Consider the following 20,550-nt stretch of genomic DNA (forward strand, 5'->3'; position numbering starts at 1 on the left):
GATATGAAATCCCGGCCGCTTCAGATTAATCCTGCGCGCTCTGCGCTCGTCAACCGCCGGCCGGTCACGTCATGCTTAATGACGCCTTTGTCGAGCACCCAGAGCCGGGTCGAGTACTTCTCGGCCAGTTCCATAGGCAGGACGGCAATCACCGTAAGCCCGGTCTCTTTGCAGAGTGTCATAAGCGTCTCAAGCACACTCTGCGCCGACTTCGGATCAAGCCCGGTTACAGGCTCGTCTGCCAGGATAACCTTGGCGCCGTGAACGAGAGCCCTGGCAATGGCCACACGCTGGCGCTCTCCCCCGCTGAGCTGGCCGGTCTTCATCTTCGCCTTGTCCAAGAGTCCGAGCAGTTCCAGTTCGTCCATGGCGCCCATATAATCATCGGAGCGCACGACGCCTGTCAGCCTTCTCCACCACGGCGTCTGCGCCGCCTGGCCGATCAGTACGTTCTTCAGCGCCGTCCGGTCCTTGTTCAGTTCCGAATTCTGTTCCAGAAACGCCCATTCGCGGCTGATCTTGCGCTTCGCTCCTAGCCCTCCGCTCAGTATATCCGCCCCGTCGATCCGGAAATTCCCTTTATCCCATTTGTCGCGCAGCGCAAGGCAGCGCAGCAGCGTCGTCTTGCCGCTGCCGCTGGCGCCCAGCAGCCCGATCATCTCGCCTGATTCCATTCGAAAGCCAACGTCGCGCAGCACCGGAACCTGTTCCGGACCGACCGCCTTGGCCAAGTGCTCAACGATTATCATAGACTGAAGTCTCCCCTGTTTCGTATCGATTTCCACATCTAGTGTACTTGAAAAACGAGATCAAATGCCATGCGAGCAGCTGTTCCTATTTTACCTCAATTCTCCCTGTTTGGCGAGAATAACAGACCTGATGCGGCGAACAAGACATACAGGAGACCGAGCAGCATAAATATCGTTCCGCCATAGCCGTATTGCAGCAGAACACCTCCGGCGGCAGGACCGATGATGCTCCCGACGCAGAAATGAAAAGACGAGGCCACATTGGCGGCGGGAATCAGGCTGCGGGGCAGTATATCAGCGGCGTAGGCAAGCCCCAGCGAGAAGAAGGAACCGACCAGGCCGCCGGCAATCAGCAGCAGCAGCATGGCGGACCAGAAGTCTGCGCCTGCAGCCAGCAGCGCGAAAGCGAGCCCCCCGCCGATCCCGGCCAGCATCAGCACCGGCTTGCGGCCGATCCGGTCGCTGAGCAAGCCGAGCGGAAACTGCAGCACCAGTCCACCGATCCCCGCGAAAGGCAGCAGCGTCGCGATCTGCTCCTCGCTGAAGCCTGCCCGCAGACCGTACACGGGGAAGCTGCTGTTCAGGCTGGCTTCCATATATCCGTAGAGCAGCGCGGGCAGCAGCGCATACCAGGCCAGCCGGTACACCTTGCCGAACCGGCCGGCGCCGCTGTCTTGATAAGCGGCCTTCTCCGGCCGCGAATCGGGAAGCTTCCAAGCCGCGAGCAGCAGCACGATCATGAAGAGCAGCGCCAGAGCCATAAAAGGCGCCCATTCGCCGAACTTCAGCAGCCCGATGCCAAGCGGACCGAGGCTGAAGCCAAGACCGTAAGACATGCCATAGAATGAAAGATTCCGTCCCCGATGCTCCGCCGGAGTCATCAGCAGCACCCACAGCTGGGCCGCATAATTGATGGCCGAATCCCCGGCCCCGATCAGCAGCCGGAGGATAAACCATGCTCTTACGCCGGGAAGCACCGGGAACAGAAGAAAGATGACCAGCACCAGCACGAGTCCGCCCACCATCAGCTTCTTGAAGCCGACAGCCGCAAGCAGCCGTTCCGCGATCAGTGTCATGGCGAAGGAGCCTATGTATAGAGCGGTCGCATTAATCCCGTTCAACGAGGAAGATACACCCCGCTGCTCCAGAATAATGGATATGACGGGAAGCAGCAGCCCTTGGCTGAGCCCCGCCGCGATAATGACGGCAATCAGGATGAAGTAATGAATCGTTCCGCCGCGCCTCAGATGAGCAGCGCTTGTGTCTGACACGGATGATATCCCCCTTGAATTTCGGTATAATTGAAGGCAAACCTTCAATATTATAGTGGACAACCTTATTCCAAACAAGAGATAATAGCCTGAGCCAAGCCAAAGTGATCTTCTGGGAGGACTGCATGCCACATGGATTATGAGTTGAAAATCGATGTGTCTTCCGTATACGAGCTGCTCGACAGCTTCATGCTATATGTAACGAGAAAATGGATTTCGAATCTCGATATCGGTCCGGACTGGGTGCGTGATATTGACGGACGCATTCCCCCGCTCAAAATCGCGGCGCTCCGGACCGCCGCCGACTGGCCCTTCAGCGATTACGATGTGCTGTACGCCTGGGCCTACACCCACGGACCCGCCGCCAAGGTCGAACTGTTCCTTCGGGACATGGAATCCGCCACAGCGGAAGAATGGTTCGAGATGGCCGCCCCGTATCTTCCGGACTTCACCCTGGAAGAATGCCGGCGGATCAAGGACGGATACGGCCCCCTGCTGCGGTTGTGGCATGAGCAGTATTTCCGCCATGTCGAATCCAAGATGCTGGCGCTGCTGATCCAGGACGCCTCCGAGAAGAAGCTGCTCCAGAGCAAGATGGATTCCGCCGCGCTGATCGAATACGCCTCAGGCGGCATTGTGATTGAGGACATTCCGGAGCTGGAGACAGTCGTGCTTCTGCCGACGGTGCATCACCGGCCGATCAATACGTACTGCTTCTACAAGAAGCTTATACTGGTTCAATACCCTGTTGATGTCCCCGTGGAAAATGAAGAGGAGCCGCCAACACTGCTGCTCCGCATGACCAAGGCGCTGTCGGACCCCGTCCGGCTTCGGCTGCTCCGTTACGTGGCGGATGAGCCCAAGTCGATGTGGGAGATTCAATCGGATTTCTCTAACCAGCCAGGGGACATCCTCATGCACCATCTCCTCATGCTGAGAGTAGCCGGACTGCTGCGCATCCATCTGCGCGAAGAACAGAACGAACGCTTCAGCATAAGGGCAGACGGCGCTTCGGAACTTCAGATGTTCCTGGAGTCGTATATTCGTTTATAATACTTTTACAGTCAATAGAAGGCCCAACCCGACCAAGGAGTGAGCGATATGAAATATTGGACACAACAAGTGATTTTCGACCTGGACGATACTCTGGTCCACTGCAACAAGTATTTTGACCTCATTCTGGGACAATATTTCGAGCTGATGGGCGAATGGTTCAAGTCGGAGGGCGCAACCACCGAGGAAATGCGGCGCAAGCAGGTGGAAATCGATGTCGAGACGGTCAGCATCAAAGGTCTGGCCAGCGACAACTTCCCGAAATCCCTGATCGCCACCTACCGTTATTTCTGCGACAAATACGGCCGTCCGGCCGACCCCTTTCACGAAGAACAGCTGATGAAGCTCGGTCTCAGCGTATACGACCAGGAGATCGAGGCTTATCCGGGAATGGTGGAGACACTCGACTCCATGAAGCAGGACGGGCATCAGCTCCATCTGTATACCGGGGGCGACCACACCATTCAGCGCCGCAAAATCGAGCAGATGAAGCTGGATTTGTATTTTGAAGACCGGATCTATATCCGTCAGCATAAAAATGTCGAAGCGCTTGAAGCGATTTTGCGGGGAGGCAGCTTCACCCGCGAGCGCACCTGGATGATCGGGAACTCCCTGCGAACCGATGTACAGCCTGCGGTGACAGCCGGCATCAAGAGCATTTACCTGAAGCAGAAGAACGAATGGCTCTACAATATGATTGAGCTTCAGCGCGACATGCAGCAGTCCGTCATTACGATTGCCTCCATCAATGAAGCGGTGCATGTCATCCGCGGGGCCTCCCTCCGCCGTAGCTCCAGTCACGGCTAATAGCGGCATACCGTTCATACCTGTTACATATGGCATATCGGAACGGTAGTCCGAGCCTTTATACTCCTGTTTGTGAAAAACAAGAGAACACAGGAGGAGCGGTATGAGCAGCAATCCCGCCAAGAACGGAAAGTCCCGTAGTCCGAACACCCTTGCCATGATTCTGGGAATTCTGGTCGTGGTCCTGGCCGCGGTGCTTTTGTACACATTAACACAGGGAAGGAACTCGGAGGCGGCCGAACTGGACAACCTGCCCAACTATACCGATGTGAAGGGCACGATCAAGGTCGATGGCATCAAGTATGAGAAGCAGCCTCATCTCGGTGTCCAGAACGCCCCGGTCAAGGTCGTTGAATTCGCCGATTTCAAATGCCCTGTCTGCAAAAAATGGACGGAGGACTACATGAAGACGTTCATTCAGGACTATGTGGATACCGGGAAGGCCGATTATTATTTCATGAACTTTGCCTTCATCGACCGGGATTCCTACCTGGCTGCCAGCGCAGGAGAAGCGATCTATCATCAGAGCAACGAGAAGTTCTGGGAATATGTAGTGAAGCTGTATGAGCATCAGGGCGACGAGAGCAAAATCTGGGCCACCCAGAGTTTCATCCTGAGTTTCGTCAAACAGAACCTCGACGGCATCGATTACGCCCGCTTCGAGCAGGATCTGAAGAACCAGACTTATATGCTCGATGTCAAGGAAGATTTCAAAACCGCCGGCTCGCTCGGCGTGAACGGCACCCCGAAATTTATGGTTAACGGCGTCCTTCTGAGTGATTCGAATTACAGTGCGCTGACCGCCGCCATCGATAAAGAGCTGGAGCATGCGGGCAAATAGCGACTGGTGGATTATCCCGGAACACAGCGAATACGGAAGGCCAAAAAGACACCTCGAAGCAAGGTGTCTTTTTGGCGTACAGCAGCCGCTTTCAATTGTGTTATCCTAGCAGGATAGCAGCGGCTTCCATTTCGCCCGTCGGGTATATCCGGAGCGTCCGGTTCGTGATTTCCGCCCGGATATCCGTACCCGCATACAGACCGGATATCTTGTTCGGGCAACCCTCCGGCAGCGGAATCGCAATGACCTCCGGAACTTCGCCGCGAAAAATATGAACCGTCACATAGGCCATCCGGTGAAGCCCTTCATACAGCTCCTTGCCCTGCGCAATCAGATCGGCTTCACGCTGTACCCGGATCACAGCCTGATAACCGGTCAGATGCCTGTCGCTCGGCCCTTTGCCAGATATGATATAGCTGTACCCGGAGTTGATAGCCGGGACAATCGCCTTGTAGAACGCTATTCCCCGTTCAATGACAGCCCACTGCTCCGGTTTAAGCTCTGTAACGTCTCCCGACAAGCACATTCTTCCCAGAAAAGCGCTGGTCAGAGAGTAGGCAATCCTTCTGACCGAATCATCCTTCCGGATCACGGCCCAAATCTGGCTCTGCCTCGGCAGAATCGCCCGGTGCAGGCCTGCCGCGATGACAGGAATCTCTTCGGTCTCATGAGCATCCGAGAAGGAGGCCATGCTGCACAGGCTCATCAGCAGGGGCTCGAGCTTATGGCCGCCGGACGCGCAGTTCTCCAGAATGAGATCAGGCAGCTCCTCTCTTACCTTGCGGACGAACTGCATGGAGGCCTCCATATTCTGCCTCAGCCCTTCCCCCAGCGACTCGGCTCCGTCGCATCCAAGGCCGATGGTATCATTGTAATCCATCTTCATATACTCGATGCCATAGGTCTTCAGTTGCCCGATTACCTTCTCCTCCAGATAGGCCTGCACTTCGGGCTTCCTCATATCGAAGTACCGGCGGTTCTCGGTGGTGATCGGAATGCCGTCCCGGTGAAGCAGCAGCTCATCCCGGTGATACACGGCGGCATCCCGGCCCACATTGTCGATCTCAAACCACAATCCGGGCTTCATGCCCGCTTCCCGGATCGCCTGTATCGTCATCTGCATTCCCTCCGGGAACAGCCGGTCCGATGGAATATAATCCCCCATGCCGTCTCCCCAGCTCTTGCCCTCTTCCACGAACCAGCCGCAATCGATTACGAAATAATCGATCCCCTTGCCCTTGATGGCTTCAACAATGCGGGTTATGTTGTCATGTGACGGCAGTCCCCAGGTCGTGCAGTATTCGTTAAACAGAATCGGCAGGCTCTCTTCGCTCCGAGGCGCATTCCGGAGGTACTTCTCTCCGAACTGTGTCAGGCGCTGGCAGGCATAGTCAACTCCGCCCGTACAGACAGTCAGAATGGCCTCAGGCGTCGTGAACGATTGGCCAGGCTCCACAGCTTTGAGCCAATGTCCGAATTCGCGGTCAGCCAGGCCTCCCGACAGGGCAATGCCTTCGTCTCTCCGGTAAATCTCCAACTGCCACGAGCTTTCAACGGCGAGCTGTACCCCCCAGGTGACATTGGCCCTCGTATCCTCAAGCGCCGCGAACGGGAAATACCCCTTGACCGGCATCGAGCCTACCTGCCCGAACCGGATGGAATTCGGCTGCCACTGCACCCAGTTCGGCTCCAGCTGCAAATCCTCGATCGTCTCGGTGACGAGCCTCGCTTCCTGGCTCCATTTGCTCCGCAGCCGGTGAAAGAGCAGCGAACCGGACGCGTCCCCTGTCTGAAAAGGCGTCATTTCGCTCATCGAGAAGCTGGACAGCATCTCAAGCGTCATTACCTCGGATGAGCGGTTCACGGCGGTCGTCCGGCTGGCTACGCCGGCATCGCCCTCGCACCAGATCAGCTCATGTAAGAATTCGTGATCTCTCCCATCTTCCAGTACGGTCCGGATCGTGAACCTTCCACCGGCGCTCTCGGTCTCCTGTGCTCTGAACCGGCACTGCTGAACGGTTCCGCTGTTGCGCATCGTCATTCCGCCAGCATATGAGCCCGGATAGATATCGCCAAGCAGCTTCACCTGAACCAGACTGTCCCCCCTTGAGAACTTCAGCTCCTGTACATCATCCTCCCTGTTGGCCGGAATGAGTTGAAGCTCTACCTGTCCGTTCTCTTCTCCCATGAAATACCGGGCGAGCATATCACCCAATCTGAATTGGCTTAACAGCTGCTTGTTCATTCCCTTGTCCATGTTGAAGCCCTCCTGCCACTGTATCGACGTGCCCGCCTGCTGCGGGCCTATGTTTCCTCTTTATCTTACCCCTTTCAGTCCGCAAGAAAATGCTTGCAGGCGACAAATTCTTATCTGTCAGCGACTATTCCGGATATCCGATCTTATGCTAGAATGGGGCTATTAACGGGAACATTCAAAAGAAACGGAAGGAAAAAACCAATGTATTTTTATCTCTCAACCGACAAGTTTCCGAAAGCTTCGTTTATGCAGCGCAATATTTTTCCCGATGACTGGATGCACTTCCCCCGTAAGCCGTCCGAATATATGCTGTTTATGATCAATGAAGGCGTGCTCTATATTCAGGAAAATGAGGTCCGGTACGAGTTGCATCATGGCGACATGCTGCTGCTGGAGCCCGGACATTTTCATATTGGCTACAAGAAAGCTTTCGTCGATTTTTACTTTATTCACATGCCCCCGGACACCCTCACCCCCAGCATGATCGATTCCCAGGAAGGGCTGACCGCGCAGCTTCATCGGAAAAAGCACCAATACTACAGAGGCAATCCGTTTGATTACGATCTGTACGATTCCTGCAAATCCCTCATCCCCAAGACCATGAAGGTCCCTGAGACGGCTTTTAAGCACATTCGCGGACTAATGGAGGAAGCTATGCAGGCGCTCGCCGCCGGAGATGAAGATTACAAGCTGATTTGTTCCCGGAATATGCTCGACATTCTGATCCGCCTCGCCAAAAGCTTCGCGCTCTCGGTCCTCTCCGAAGCCCCGGCATCATCGGAGCTGTCCAGGAAGGGTAAACAGGTTGAAGAGATTTTGAGCCTGCTGCATGAACGCTATTCCTATAAATGGACCGGAGACGAGATCGAGAGCCGCCTGCATTCGAACTTTGACTATTTGAACCGGATCTTCAAAGAACAGACGGGCCTGACCATCTTCGAGTATTTAACGATCTTCCGGATCAACAGGGCCAAGGAATTTCTGACAAACGGCAGTCTGAGAATCCACGAAATCGCCGCGCTGACCGGCTTCGCTAACGAATACCATTTCAACCGGGTTTTTGCCCGGCTGACCGGCATACCTCCGGGAAAGTACCGGAAAGCCAATCCATGACAAAAGTCGTTTCAGGATGGAATATCTAATATAAAATATTGTTGTAAATACAACATAAATATTGTACCCTTGCCTTATCACAGTTGAAAACACATGACTAGCGGGGTCTATAATATGAAGGAGATTCTGCGTGAAATCGGGATGATCGCCCGGGCATTGGATTCAATAAGCAACATCGAATTCAAAGAATATGACCTTACAAAAGGGCAGTACTTGTACCTCTCGCGAATTGTTGAAAATCCGGGAATTATTCAGGAAAAGTTAGCCGAAATGATAAAGGTAGACCGAACAACAGCTGCTCGCGCTGTACAAAAACTTGAGATTAATGGTTTTATCGAGAAGCTGGAGGATCAAGGCAACAAAAAAAATAAAAAACTGTTTCCTACAGAGAAGGGGAATACGGTTTACCCATTTATCAAACGGGAGAACGATTATTCCAATAGCGTCGCACTATCCGGATTCTCCGAAAGCGAAGTTGAATCGATCTTCAACCTCCTGCAAAGAGTCCGGGCAAATGTAGAAAAAGATTGGGCATTTGTAAAAAAGGGAAACACGAGAAATTATTGATCAGTGGGGGGAGTACAAATGACACTACGTACAAAAAAATGCGTGTCTGAAGATTTGGAATTACTTCAAGCTATAAGTGTTGAGACATTCCATGAGACATTCAGGAATCAAAACACAACTGAAAATATACAAGCCTACCTCGAAAGAGCTTATAACTTAAAACAATTAGAACAAGAAATATTAAACCGCTCTTCGGAGTTCTATTTTATTTATTCCAATGAAGAAATTGCCGGTTATCTTAAAGTAAACATCAATGATGCTCAGAGCGAAAAAATGGGTATGGATTCGCTTGAAGTCGAGAGGATATATTTAAAGCAAAAGTTTCATAAACAGGGACTTGGTAAATACCTGATAAATAAAGCTATTGAGATAGCAATTGAGCAGAATAAAAAGAAGATCTGGCTGGGAGTTTGGGAAAAAAATGAGAGCGCCATTGCCTTTTATACCAAAATGGAGTTTGTTCAATCTGGCGTCCACTCTTTCTATATGGGCGATGAAGAGCAAATCGATTTTATAATGACAAAGACTCTTGTTAGCTAAAAAACAGCGGCAGCCCGGGACTGCATGATCCTGTCCCGGGCTTGCCGCTGTTTGTAAAATGAGTTCAGGCTATTTGCCGCTCTAGAGCGATTCCACGCCAAGCTCGCCGGTCTGCGGGTTTCTCAGCGTCAGCTTGCCCTCCACGGGGGTGCCGTCCGGCAGGACAAGCTTCAGCTTCGCCGTCTTGCCCTTCTCCAGCAGCGACTTGATCTGCGTGTCCGTCAGCTGCCGGCCGAAGCTCATCTTCCAGATGACGAAGCCGCAGCCTTCTTTGTAATGGGAGCAGCCGTAGCCTTTGCGTCCCATGAAGATCATGCCGCCGCAGCCTGGACGCGGGCAGGGGCCGATGAACTTCGGCCCCGCTCCGGACGCAGGCTGCGCGGCCTGTGCCGGCGCACTGCCCGCCGGCACGGCCCTGCCAGGCCCGCCGCCCGCCGGGGCGGGCCGGCTTCCGCGGGCGCCGGCTTCGCTGCCGGCGCCGTCCGCGCCGCGCCCTGCTGCGGCGCTCTTCCCGGCGCGCTGCGTGCGGCCGCGCGCCTTGCCGCCGCCCGGCGCGGCCGGAGCCGCCGCGCCTTCGAAGGCGAGCTTGTCCGCGCGGGTCTGCGCGCGGACCTTATCCACGATCATCGCGGCGAATTTCTTCACGTTCTCCATGAACTGGAGATCCGAGGCCGAGCCGCGTGAAATCTCATTGAGCCGGCGCTCCCACTGGCCGGTCATTTCCGGCGACGTCAGCAGCTCGACACCGGCTCCCCGGATCAGCTCAATGGCGGTCCGGCCCTTTTGCGTGATGAGGATTTTTTTACCCTGCATGTCGATATAGCCGACTTTCTTCAACCGCTCGATTGTCGCTGCCCGGGTCGCCGGCGTTCCGAGCCCCGAGTCCTTCATCGCGTCCCGCAGCTCTTCGTCCTCGATCTGCTTGCCCGCGCTCTCCATTGCCTTCAGCAGGGTCCCTTCCGTGAAAGACTTCGGAGGCTGCGTCTCCTTCTCCTTGACAACCGCGTCCTCGCACCGGACTTCACCGGCCCGTTCAACGGAAAAGGGCTCCTGCACCTCCGTCTCTTCTTCCTCATCCTCATTCTTGTCCATAGCCTTGCCTCTTGAAGGCTTGTCGGTCTTCTGTCCGGCATAAATGACCTTCCAGCCCAGGCTGAGCAGCTCTTTCACCGTCGTCTTGAACGTTTCACCTTCCACTTCAGTCAGCACCGTATGCATCTTGTACTCGGCGGCCGGATAGAACTGGGCCAGAAAGCGCCGGACAATAAGGTCATAGAGCTTCTGCTCGTCCGGGCCAAGGTTGTTCGGCCTTTTGCCCGTAGGAAGGATGGCATGGTGGTCCTCGACCTTGGAGGGGTTGCAGACGAATCGGTTGCCTTTATGCACGAGACTGCGGTCCGCTCCCCGGGCCAGTTCTTCATAGGCCGTTCCGCCGAGCGAGGACAGTGCTTTGTGCATCTCCGGAATATTTTGCTCGGTGACAAAATTGGAATTCGTTCTCGGATAAGAGATCACCTTATGCTTCTCATACAGCGCTTGGGCGATATCCAGCGTCTTCTTGGCGGAGAATCCGAACTTGCCGTTCGCCTCCCGCTGAAGCAGCGTCAGGTCATACAGGCGGAACGGATACTCCTTCGTCTCTTTCATCTCGTAGGAAGCGATCCGGCCAGTCTTGCCCTTGACCTTGGACGCTATGGCGTCGGCCTTCTCCTTCTCCGTCAGCCGGTCTCCCTGCCACAATCCCTTGTAAGCTGTCTCGCCCTGCCTGAAGGCGCCCTCCACCTGATAATATTTGAGCGAGGAAAAGGCCTCGATTATCTTCTGCCGCTCATAAATGAGCGCCAGCACCGGCGTCTGCACCCGGCCGACCGACAGCAGCACATTATGCTTCGTAGTGAAAGCGCGGGAGCCGTTCATCCCGATCAGCCAGTCCGCCTCGCTGCGGGCCTTCGCTGCTTTGGTCAGATTCTCATATTCCGAGCCGTCCTTAAGCTCCTGGAAGCCCCGCCGGATCGTCTCCGGCGTCAGGTCCGAGATCCACAGCCGTTTGACCGGCTGTTTGAGCTTCAGATGCCGCTGTATCAGCGAAAAAATATGCTGTCCCTCGCGCCCGGCGTCACAGCAGTTGATCAGAGCGTCGCAGCGCTTCGCCAGTTCTCCGATCTGCTTCAGCTGATCAATCGTCTTGCGGTTTGGCACCAGCTTGAACGTCTCGGGAATAATCGGCAGGTCGGCGATATTCCACTTCTTGTACTTCGGATCATAGGCATCGGGCTCAGCCAGTTCGATCAGATGCCCGATGGCCCAGGTGATGATATACTGCTCCCCTTCCAGATAGGAACGGCGATTTTGGGCTTTCGGGTCGATTGCGGCGGCGATGTTGCGCCCCATATCCGGTTTTTCCGCAATGATCAATGTCTTCAAAACAATCGCTCCCGTTCATCTCTAAAGTACAATCTACTGTCTTGGTCCCGATCACGGGCAACAGTTAATTATACTACAAATCCGTACCAAACGGGGCGGCGCCGGTCATCCGGTATTCAGTTACTCGCTAACTCGGTACTCGGTTATTCGGTACTCGGTTACTCGGCAACTCGGCACTCCGTTATTCGGTACTCGGCACTCGGTACTCGGTTACTCGGTTACTCGGTTACTCGGCAACTCGGCAACTCGGCACTCGGTTATTCGGTACTCGATACTCGGCACTCGGTACTCGGTACTCGGTTACTCGGCAACTCGGCACTCGGTTATTCGGTACTCGGTTACTCGGTACTCGATACTCGGCACTCAACACTCGGCAACTCCGCATTCGATGTCCGTTATTCGGTTATCCGGCGAATTGCTTCCCGGTAATCGATGGTCTCCTTGCCGCCGGTTCCGCGATGCTCGAACTCCACTCTGCCCTCGCCCGCCTCCCTGCCAATCACGATGACATGCGGCGCACCGATCAGTTCCGAATCCTTGAATTTAACACCCGGCCGTTCCTGTCTGTCGTCCAGCAGCACCTCTGCACCCGAGCGTTTCAACGCTTCATACAGCTCATCCGCCAGCTTCGTCTGCGCCTCGTCCCGCATGGACACGACAATCAAATGAACGTCAAAAGGGGCAAGCTCCGCAGGCCAGGCGATCCCTTCCTCTCCCGCATGCTGCTCAGCAATAGCCGCAACCAGCCGGGATACACCGATGCCATAGCAGCCCATAATTATCGGCCGGCCTCTGCCGGTATCGTCGAGAAAGGAGGCCGACAGAGGCTCGCTGTAGCGGGTTCCCAGCTTGAACACATGGCCGATTTCGATGCCCTTGTGCACCCCGATTACCCCGCTGCGGCAGCGCGGACAGATGTCGCCTTCGGCTGCATTACGGAGATCACCCGTATGCAGGAGCGCAAAATGTACGCCCGGCACAACGCCGCGCAGATGATAATCCGGCTGGCCTGCTCCGGCAATGCCAGAAGTCATTTCCGCCACTGCATAATCAACGAGCAAAGTCACAGGCAGCTTGAGCGACGTTGGTCCGACATAGCCGGGTAAGACACCGGCTGCCGCCAAGACAGCGGATTCTTCGGCGAGAGACACTTCCGGCACGCCAAGGTATTTGGCGACCTTCAGCTCATTGACCTCATGGTCGCCGCGCACCAGCACGGCTGCGGTTTCCTCGCCTGCCGTGTAGATCAATGTTTTGATAATGTCTGCGGCCTGTAGCCCGAAAGCCAATACCAGCTGATCGATCGTCCGCACACCAGGGGTGTGGAAGAGCTCCGGTTCATGAGCCTGATCAGCGTTATGCACAAAGGCTGTCCCGGCGACTTCCCCGCTGCCTCCTTCTCGGTCTGCTGCCATACTGATCTGTATGTCCGTGAATGCCGCTCTGTCCGGCGTTGCGGCAGTTCCCCGGGAAGGCGATTCAGTTGCTTCTGGCATCTCTTTCGTTCCCTCCGTCTCCGCTTGCTCCACATTCGCCGCGTAGCCGCAGGAACCGCACACAGCAATGGCATCTTCACCTATGGACGAGATCGCGGTGAACTCGTGGCTGCCGCCTTCGCCTCCGATGGAGCCGGCATCCGCTTCAACGGCTCGGAAGTCCAGCCCGCAGCGGGCAAAGATCCGGTGATACGCCTCATACATAACGCGGTACGACCGATCCAGTCCTTCCTCCGTGGTATCGAAGGAATAGGCGTCCTTCATGATGAACTCGCGCCCCCGGAGCAGACCGGAGCGCGGACGCAGCTCGTCTCGGAACTTGGTTCCGATCTGATAGACGCGAACCGGCAGCCTCTTGTAGGAGCTCACCTCATTCTTCAGCAGCCAGGTCACCGCTTCCTCATGGGTCGGTCCCAGCACGAATGTCCGGCCGTGCCGGTCCTCCGCTTTCATCAGATTGGGACCGTAGGTGGCGAAGCGTCCACTCTCCATCCACAGCTCGGCGGGCTGCAGCGACGGCAGGAGAACTTCCTGCACGTCGGCCCGTTCCATCTCTTCTCTGATGATTCCCTCTACCTTTCGCAGAACCCTTCGTCCAAGCGGCAAATAGCTGTACACGCCGGCGGCAAGCTGCCGGACGTAGCCCCCGCGCAGCAGCAGGCTATGGCCCTGCGTATCGGCTTCGGACGGACGCTCCCGAAGTGTGTTCTGTAGCAAATGACTCTGGCGCATCTTACGACCTCCTTCAAAATAAAAAAGACACACTCGTCAGGGACGAATGTGTCGTTATACCACCCTAAGACGCCTTCGAACAGAAGGCGGCAATATGAAGCACCGGAACCGCTAGAAGACATGGCAGACCCCGTTCGCAGCCCTGTCCATCGCTTCTTGGACGCAAGGCGCGGCTTCAACCCGGAAATAACGGTCCGAACCGGCGGCGATTCACGCATGCCTGTTTCGATTGATCCTGCTGGATCGAATCTAGAATCTACAGTCAGGCGCTTCTTCACCGCAGCTACCGGGGCGGGGGGCGTCCGCACGCTTCGGGGAGCCTCTCAGCCGGTGAGCTCCCTTTCTGTACCTGACGTTATGGCGGCATGCCTTCCCTGGTCATTGCAGATGATATATCAAAAGTTCTTAAATGGTTCAACTGAAAGCTTATACATTCTTATACTTGAAAAAAGCGGGTTCGTCAAGTGCGAACCCGCCTGAATAACGTATCAGAGCCTATTTCGTATCGCTGCTTAATGCGCATGTCGCAGCAGCATGTATTTCGTGATATCTGGTATACCATGATCACTTGCATATTCCGGCAAGGCATGAATTTCGGCTAATAACGCTGCCGATCAGGGAAGCACGGTGGAGCCCATCAAATACTTGTCCACCTCGCGTGCGGCTGCGCGGCCTTCATTGATTGCCCACACCACAAGGCTCTGTCCGCGGCGCATGTCGCCGGCGGCGAACACTTTGTCCACGCTGGTGTTGAACTTGCCATATGCGGCTTTGACGTTCGTACGGCGGTCCGTATCCAGCTTCAGGTCCTGGATGAGGTCTTGCTCCGGTCCGTCGAAGCCGATGGCGATGAGGGCCAGCTGGGCCGGATATACTTTCTCCGTGCCTGCGATCGGCTGATAGATTTTGCGGCCTGTTTCGTCGACCGTCCGGTGAATCTGCACAGTGTGCAGCTCCTTCAGATTGCCGTTCTCGTCGCCGACGAATTTCGTCGTCATGATCGAGAATTCACGGGGGTCCTTGCCGAATACGGCTTTGGCTTCTTCCTGGGCGTAATCCAGGGTGTATACGTTCGGGAACTGCGGCCAAGGGTTCGCAATCGGATCGCGGACGAGCGGCGCTTTCTCATGCGTGCCAAACTGGGTCACGCTCTTGCAGCCATGGCGGAGCGCCGTTGCCACACAGTCGGAACCCGTATCGCCACCGCCGAGGACGATAACGTCCTTGCCTTCGGCAGACAGATAATCGCCATCCTCAAGTCCCGATTCCAGGTAGCTCTTGATCGTTCCGTTCAGGTAATCCATCGCATAGACGACGCCGTTCAGATCGCCGCCTTCTGCGGTGAAACGGCGGGCTTTGGTTGCGCCTCCGCAGAGCACGACAGCATCATACTCGTCAACGAGCTGCTGCGACGGAATATCCTTGCCGATCTCCGTGTTCACGACGAAGTTCACGCCTTCGGCTTCCAACAGATCCACACGGCGCTGCACGATGCGCTTGTCAAGCTTCATCGTCGGAATGCCGTAGGTCAGCAGGCCGCCGACACGGTCGCTGCGCTCATAGACGGTAACCGTATGACCGGCCTTGTTCAATTGGGCGGCTGCAGCGAGTCCGGACGGACCGGAGCCGACGATTGCCACCTTCTTGCCCGTGCGCTTCTCCGGCGGCTCGGGAACGACCCAGCCCTCTTCAAAACCCTTGTCGATAATCGCCAGCTCGATGGTCTTGATCGTTACCGGCTGTCCGATCAGACCGACGGTACAGGAGCCCTCGCAGGGAGCCGGACAGATGCTGCCTGTAAATTCCGGGAAGTTGTTCGTCTTGTGCAGACGCTCCAGCGCTTCTCTCCAGAGTCCGCGGTAGACGAGATTATTCCACTCCGGAATCAGATTATGAACCGGGCAGCCGAGCGTAGCTCCCGCCATGTCGATTCCCGTATGGCAGTACGGCGTACCGCAATCCATGCAGCGGGCGCCCTGTGTCCGCAGCTCTTCTTCGGACAGATGGTGGTGAAACTCTTCCCAGTCCTTCACACGCTGCTCCGGGTCGCGATCGCCCGGGAGCTGTCTTTTGTACTCCATAAATCCTGTAGGTGTCGACATTGTTCTTCCCCCATCCGTTCTCTTCTGTGGTGTTGCCGTTCATACCGGCACCCGCCCAGGCGGGACGCATATGACATGTAAATATACGCGCATATGTTTCAACATTCCGCGAAATGTTTAATTACTTTAATTTTAATTATATTAGCATTCAGCACTTTGTCACGTTAATGGACTAATTTGCCGATTGTTTGTACTTTTTTCACATGAAGTGTCAGGTCGCCGTATTGCGGTCCAGACGTTCATATACGACGAAACGGTAGCCATACCGATTCTTCTCATCCCGGATTCCCGGTTCGCTTGAAACCTCAGTCCACTGGCTCCAGTCAATCTCCGGAAAAAAGGTATCCCCGTCGAACGACTCTTCGATCAGCGTGACGATCAGCCGGTTGGCAACAGGCAGCGTTATCTTGTAAATCTCCGCTCCCCCGATCACCATCAGTTCTGTCTCGTCACCCGCCGCCTGAAGAGCCTCTTCAAGACTGTGAACAACCTTCGCTCCCTCGGCGCTGAAGCTTGCGTCTCGCGTCAGGACAATGCTTGTTCTGCCCGGCAGCGGCTTTCCTCCAAGAGAGTCCCAGGTTTTGCGGCCCATCAGCATCGTCCTGCCCATCGTCCGCTCCTTGAAAAAGGCAAAATCACGAGGCAAATGCCAGGGCATGGTGCCCCCTTTGCCAATGACGCCATCCAGCCCCATAGCCCAAATCAGACTGATCTCCACCGCTGTATTCCGCTCCTTTCGGCCATTTCTGTTCAAGCGCGCCTCCCGGTTCTAAACCGATACAGGCGCCTTAATGCCCGGATGGTACCGGTAATCCACAAATTCGAAGTCATCGTACGTGTAATCGAAAATGCTGTCCGGCTTGCGGCGGATAACCAGCTTCGGCAGCTCGTAAGGCTCACGGGCCAGCTGGGTCGCCACCTGCTCCAGATGATTGGTGTATATGTGCACATCGCCGCCAGACCAAATAAATTCACCCGGTGCAAGTCCCGTCTGATGGGCGACCATATGGGTCAGCAGCGCATAACTGGCAATATTGAACGGAAGACCGAGGAACGTGTCCACCGATCGCATGGTCAGCATGCAGCTCAGCTTGCCGTCCGCCACATAGAATTGAAAGACGAAATGGCAGGGAGGCAGCTTCATCTGATCAATCTCCCCGACATTCCAGGCGCTGACGATATGTCGGCGGGAATCCGGGCTAGTGCGGATCGCTTCGATGACCTGTGAAATCTGGTCGATATGCCGTCCGTCAGCGCTCTCCCATGCCCTCCACTGCGAGCCGTACACCGGCCCGAGATTTCCATTCTCGTCCGCCCATTCGTCCCAGATGGTGACGCCGTTCTCCTTCAAGTAGGAGATGTTCGTCTCACCCTTTAGGAACCACAGCAGTTCATGTATTACCGACTTCAAATGAATCCGCTTGGTCGTGAGCAGCGGAAACCCTTCCGAGAGATCAAAATGCAGCTGGCGGCCGAATACGGATATCGTACCCGTTCCCGTACGGTCGCTCTTGCGCGTGCCGTGATCCAGAATGTCCTGCAACAAATCGAGATATTTACGCAAGCTTCCAACGCTCCTCCATACATAATCTCTTTCCAGTGTACCATGACTCACGCTACATGTAACATACCAAACTCTAGAAAAGGGAGGAAAACGTGATGAGAGTCATAGAAAGCACAGATCCTCAGAATATCGAGAGTGACCGGGCAATTGAGTACCATAGATCATAATTTCAGTTATTGTTGGAAAAAAGGAGCGAAAACGCGTCGCGTCTTCGCTCCTTCTGTGTAAACCCGGTGTAATGCGGGACTCTTGACGTATATTAGCGAGTCAGTACGTGGATCGGATGCCCTTCAACCAGCTCGGCTGCTTCCATGACCACTTCGCCGAGAGTCGGATGCGCATGGATGGTCAGGGAGATGTCTTCAAGCGTTGCGCCCATCTCAATAGCCAGACCAAGCTCGGCGATCAGGTTCGAAGCTTCGATGCCGACGATTTGTGCGCCCAGCACCAGATTGTTCTCTTCGTTCGCCACAATCTTGATGAAGCCGTCTGCATTGTTCAAGGACAGTGCGCGGCCGTTGCCAGCGAACGGGAATTTGCCAGCCTTCACCTTGTAGCCCTTATCCTTCGCTTCCTTCTCCGTCAGACCGACACTGGAGCATTCCGGATCGGTGAACACAACGGCCGGGATGACCTTGTAATCCACGACGGATTTATGTCCTGCGATCGCTTCTGCGGCGATTTTGCCTTCGTAAGAAGCTTTATGAGCCAGTGCCAGACCCGGTACAATGTCGCCGATAGCGAAGATGTGCGGGATGTTGGTGCGTCCCTGATGATCGACCTTGATCAGGCCGCGCTCATCCAGCTCGACGCCGATCAGATCGAGACCCAGCTCGCCGTCAGTGTTCGGACGGCGTCCGACCGTCACGAGCAGATAGTCAGCCGTAACTTCCTTGGACTCGCCGTTGACGGAGTACTTAACCGTTACATCCTTGTCAGTCTGCTCGGCGCTTTCTGCCTTGGCATTCGTTACGATTTCAATGCCGGTCTTCGCCATGCTCTTGGCAACGAGACGGGTCATATCCTTGTCGAAGCCTGGGAGCACGGTATCCATGCCCTCGATGATTGTCACCTTTGTGCCGAATTTCGAGTACATTTGGCCAAGCTCGGCGCCAATGTAGCCGCCGCCGATAACGATCAGGCTCTTCGGAATTTCCGGCAGCTCCAGCGCTTCCGTGGAGGACAGGATACGTCCGCCGAACGGGAATGGCTTGAGCTCAATCGGACGGGAGCCCGTCGCGATAATGCAGTTCTTGAAGCGATAGCGCGGCGACTCGTGATCGTTGAACACACGGGCCTCCGTCGTGCTGATGAACATGCATTCACCGTTGAAGACTTCTACCTTGTTGCCTTTCAGCAGTCCGGCTACTCCGCCGGTGAGCTTCTTCACGACGCCGGCTTTGAATTCCTGCGTCTTCGCGAAGTCAACCTTCACGTTCTCGGCGCTGATGCCGAATGCCTCGCCGTGCTTGGCGGACTCATATTGATGAGCCGCCGAGATCAGCGCTTTGGAAGGGATACAGCCGCGGTTCAAGCACACGCCGCCAACCTCGGACTTGTCGACGATGAGAACCTTCTGGCCCAGCTGTGCGGCGCGGATGGCCGCCACATATCCGCCGGGACCGGCACCAATTACCAATGTATCAATATCGAGTGAAGCGTCTCCCACTACCATATGTTACACCTCCATAACCAGCAGCTCGGGATTGGCGAGCAGCGATTTAATGTAGTTCATAAAGTTCTGTGCGGTTGCGCCGTCGATGAGACGATGGTCGAAGCTCAAGGACAGAGCCATAACCGGAGCGGCGACGATTTCGCCGTTCTTCACAACCGGCTTCTCGCTGATGCGGCCAGTTCCAAGGATGGCCACTTCCGGATAGTTGATGATCGGAGTGAAGAACATGCCGCCGGCAGAGCCGATGTTCGTGATGGAGATCGTGCTGCCCTTCATTTCGTTCGGGCTCAGCTTGCCTTCGCGGCCGCGGGCGGCCAGGTCGCTGATAGCCGAAGCGATCATCCAGATGCTCTTGCGGTCGGCATCCTTGATTACCGGAACGATCAGACCGTTATCCGTGTCTGTAGCGATACCGATGTTGTAGTATTTCTTGTACACGATTTCGTTCGCTTCTTCGTCGATGGTTGCATTCAGCGCCGGGAACTGGCGCGAAGCCGCAACGAGAGCCTTGACGATGAACGGAAGGTAAGTCACCTTCACACCCTTCTTCTCGGCAACAGGCTTCATGCGGGTACGGAAAGCTACGAGCTCGGTTACGTCCACTTCGTCCATAATCGTAACATGAGGAGCGGTGTATGCCGATTTGACCATCGCATTGGCGATCGCCTTGCGGATGCCCTTGAACGGCACGCGTTCTTCTTCCAGGCTGACGTTGCCGGATGCCGCAGCTGCAGGAGCAGCAGCTTTCTCGGCTGGAGCACTTTCGGCTGCCGCAGCAGCGGATGCCGGAGCCGCGCTCTGTCCGCCGTTCAGGAAGGCTTCCACGTCTTCGCGGGTAATCTTGCCGCCCTTGCCGGTTCCGTTCACCTTGCCGATGTCCACGCTGTTGTCGCGGGCGAACTTGCGGACGCTCGGCGTAGCCAGTACATCGCGGTCCGGAGCCGGTACCGCTTCTGCACCGCCGGCTTTGGCGTCAGACGGGCTGGATTCTGCAGGAGAGGATGCTGTATCAGCGCTTCCTTTGGCCGAATCGGCTTCCTGGGTGGCCTGTTCTTCCTCATGGCCGCCTTCCTGCTCCGGAATATCGCCTTCCGCGTCGATAACAGCCACAGTCTGGCCTACGCGGAATACATCTCCATCCTTCGCAAGCACTTCAAGAACGGTACCGTTAACGGGACAAGGAACTTCAACAACTGCCTTGTCGTTTTGCACTTCCATGATGATATCTTCGTCGGTTACTTTGTCCCCGGCCTTAATATGCATTTTGATAATTTCGCCTTCATGCAGACCTTCGCCAAGTTCGGGGAACGGGTAATTAAATTTAGCCACGTTCGATTACCTCCCTATATAAGTTTGAGT

General features: G+C 55.5%; 16 protein-coding genes. 6 read left to right on the forward strand and 10 right to left on the reverse strand.

The annotated features are described in order from the left end of the window. Positions 1-20 precede the first annotated feature (20 nt). Together KIH86_RS16375 and KIH86_RS16380 are read right to left on the reverse strand one after the other, a co-directional pair. The gene (locus tag KIH86_RS16375) at positions 21-749 is read right to left on the reverse strand and encodes a phosphonate ABC transporter ATP-binding protein (RefSeq protein WP_223087553.1); all 729 of its coding nucleotides are present in this window, start codon (positions 747-749) and stop codon (positions 21-23) included. Positions 750-844: 95 nt separating this feature from the next. Continuing rightward, the gene (locus tag KIH86_RS16380) at positions 845-2,020 is read right to left on the reverse strand and encodes an MFS transporter (RefSeq protein WP_235775450.1); all 1,176 of its coding nucleotides are present in this window, start codon (positions 2,018-2,020) and stop codon (positions 845-847) included. A 132-nt stretch (positions 2,021-2,152) separates the two neighbouring features. Between KIH86_RS16380 and KIH86_RS16385 the strand changes: the two genes are divergently transcribed. The 3 genes from KIH86_RS16385 (at position 2,153) to KIH86_RS16395 (ending at position 4,721) form a co-directional block, all read left to right on the forward strand. Further along, positions 2,153-3,073, forward strand: coding sequence for an ArsR/SmtB family transcription factor (locus KIH86_RS16385; protein ID WP_223087550.1), 921 nt, complete (start codon positions 2,153-2,155; stop codon positions 3,071-3,073). Between the two features lie 48 nt (positions 3,074-3,121). Continuing rightward, complete coding sequence (locus KIH86_RS16390) at positions 3,122-3,880, forward strand: HAD family hydrolase (protein WP_223087548.1); 759 nt, start codon at positions 3,122-3,124, stop codon at positions 3,878-3,880. A 103-nt stretch (positions 3,881-3,983) separates the two neighbouring features. Further along, complete coding sequence (locus tag KIH86_RS16395) at positions 3,984-4,721, forward strand: DsbA family protein (RefSeq protein WP_223087545.1); 738 nt, start codon at positions 3,984-3,986, stop codon at positions 4,719-4,721. Positions 4,722-4,821: 100 nt separating this feature from the next. On the opposite strand, the gene KIH86_RS16400 is transcribed toward KIH86_RS16395, so the two are convergent. Then, entirely contained in the window at positions 4,822-6,978 is a 2,157-nt protein-coding gene (locus KIH86_RS16400; RefSeq protein ID WP_223087542.1) for a glycoside hydrolase family 36 protein, read from the reverse strand. Between the two features lie 246 nt (positions 6,979-7,224). Here KIH86_RS16400 and KIH86_RS16405 point away from each other — a divergent pair, with 246 nt between their 5' ends. The 3 genes from KIH86_RS16405 to KIH86_RS16415 all read left to right on the forward strand — a co-directional run bounded on the left by KIH86_RS16405 (position 7,225) and on the right by KIH86_RS16415 (position 9,198). Next, positions 7,225-8,091: a helix-turn-helix transcriptional regulator gene (locus KIH86_RS16405; RefSeq protein WP_223110563.1), complete on the forward strand. Its 867-nt coding sequence runs from the start codon at positions 7,225-7,227 to the stop codon at positions 8,089-8,091. A gap of 114 nt (positions 8,092-8,205) precedes the next feature. Continuing rightward, on the forward strand, positions 8,206-8,658 hold the full coding sequence (locus tag KIH86_RS16410) for a MarR family winged helix-turn-helix transcriptional regulator (RefSeq protein ID WP_223087536.1): 453 nt from the start codon (positions 8,206-8,208) through the stop codon (positions 8,656-8,658). A gap of 18 nt (positions 8,659-8,676) precedes the next feature. Next, positions 8,677-9,198: a GNAT family N-acetyltransferase gene (locus tag KIH86_RS16415; protein WP_223087532.1), complete on the forward strand. Its 522-nt coding sequence runs from the start codon at positions 8,677-8,679 to the stop codon at positions 9,196-9,198. Between the two features lie 81 nt (positions 9,199-9,279). Here the strand turns inward: KIH86_RS16415 and KIH86_RS16420 are convergent, their stop codons facing one another. From KIH86_RS16420 to KIH86_RS16450, 7 genes are all read right to left on the reverse strand, one after another. Continuing rightward, complete coding sequence (locus KIH86_RS16420; RefSeq protein WP_223087530.1) at positions 9,280-11,622, reverse strand: type IA DNA topoisomerase; 2,343 nt, start codon at positions 11,620-11,622, stop codon at positions 9,280-9,282. A 395-nt stretch (positions 11,623-12,017) separates the two neighbouring features. Continuing rightward, on the reverse strand, positions 12,018-13,850 hold the full coding sequence (locus KIH86_RS16425; protein WP_223087528.1) for a proline--tRNA ligase: 1,833 nt from the start codon (positions 13,848-13,850) through the stop codon (positions 12,018-12,020). 614 nt (positions 13,851-14,464) lie between these two features. Continuing rightward, positions 14,465-15,952, reverse strand: coding sequence for a glutamate synthase subunit beta (locus KIH86_RS16430; RefSeq protein WP_223087526.1), 1,488 nt, complete (start codon positions 15,950-15,952; stop codon positions 14,465-14,467). Between the two features lie 211 nt (positions 15,953-16,163). Continuing rightward, on the reverse strand, positions 16,164-16,670 hold the full coding sequence (locus KIH86_RS16435; protein ID WP_223087765.1) for a dihydrofolate reductase: 507 nt from the start codon (positions 16,668-16,670) through the stop codon (positions 16,164-16,166). A 51-nt stretch (positions 16,671-16,721) separates the two neighbouring features. Next, the gene (locus KIH86_RS16440) at positions 16,722-17,516 is read right to left on the reverse strand and encodes a thymidylate synthase (protein ID WP_223087523.1); all 795 of its coding nucleotides are present in this window, start codon (positions 17,514-17,516) and stop codon (positions 16,722-16,724) included. Between the two features lie 259 nt (positions 17,517-17,775). Continuing rightward, on the reverse strand, positions 17,776-19,191 hold the full coding sequence (lpdA, locus tag KIH86_RS16445) for a dihydrolipoyl dehydrogenase (protein WP_223087520.1): 1,416 nt from the start codon (positions 19,189-19,191) through the stop codon (positions 17,776-17,778). Between the two features lie 3 nt (positions 19,192-19,194). Continuing rightward, positions 19,195-20,520: a dihydrolipoamide acetyltransferase family protein gene (locus KIH86_RS16450; protein ID WP_223087518.1), complete on the reverse strand. Its 1,326-nt coding sequence runs from the start codon at positions 20,518-20,520 to the stop codon at positions 19,195-19,197. Positions 20,521-20,550 lie beyond the last annotated feature (30 nt).

Origin of the sequence: Paenibacillus sinensis (assembly GCF_019904155.1) — a bacterium.
GTDB classification, from domain to species: Bacteria; Bacillota; Bacilli; order Paenibacillales; family Paenibacillaceae; genus Paenibacillus_AQ; species Paenibacillus_AQ sinensis.

Coding starts and splice junctions, on each gene's coding strand:
- KIH86_RS16410 (WP_223087536.1), top strand. CDS start 8,206: ATGAAGGAGATTCTGCGTGAAATCGGGATGATCGCCCGGGCATTGGAT.
- KIH86_RS16390 (WP_223087548.1), top strand. CDS start 3,122: ATGAAATATTGGACACAACAAGTGATTTTCGACCTGGACGATACTCTG.
- KIH86_RS16425 (WP_223087528.1), bottom strand. CDS start 13,850: ATGCGCCAGAGTCATTTGCTACAGAACACACTTCGGGAGCGTCCGTCC.
- KIH86_RS16415 (WP_223087532.1), top strand. CDS start 8,677: ATGACACTACGTACAAAAAAATGCGTGTCTGAAGATTTGGAATTACTT.
- KIH86_RS16375 (WP_223087553.1), bottom strand. CDS start 749: ATGATAATCGTTGAGCACTTGGCCAAGGCGGTCGGTCCGGAACAGGTT.
- KIH86_RS16430 (WP_223087526.1), bottom strand. CDS start 15,952: ATGTCGACACCTACAGGATTTATGGAGTACAAAAGACAGCTCCCGGGC.
- KIH86_RS16385 (WP_223087550.1), top strand. CDS start 2,153: ATGGATTATGAGTTGAAAATCGATGTGTCTTCCGTATACGAGCTGCTC.
- KIH86_RS16395 (WP_223087545.1), top strand. CDS start 3,984: ATGAGCAGCAATCCCGCCAAGAACGGAAAGTCCCGTAGTCCGAACACC.
- KIH86_RS16400 (WP_223087542.1), bottom strand. CDS start 6,978: ATGGACAAGGGAATGAACAAGCAGCTGTTAAGCCAATTCAGATTGGGT.
- lpdA (WP_223087520.1), bottom strand. CDS start 19,191: ATGGTAGTGGGAGACGCTTCACTCGATATTGATACATTGGTAATTGGT.
- KIH86_RS16405 (WP_223110563.1), top strand. CDS start 7,225: ATGCAGCGCAATATTTTTCCCGATGACTGGATGCACTTCCCCCGTAAG.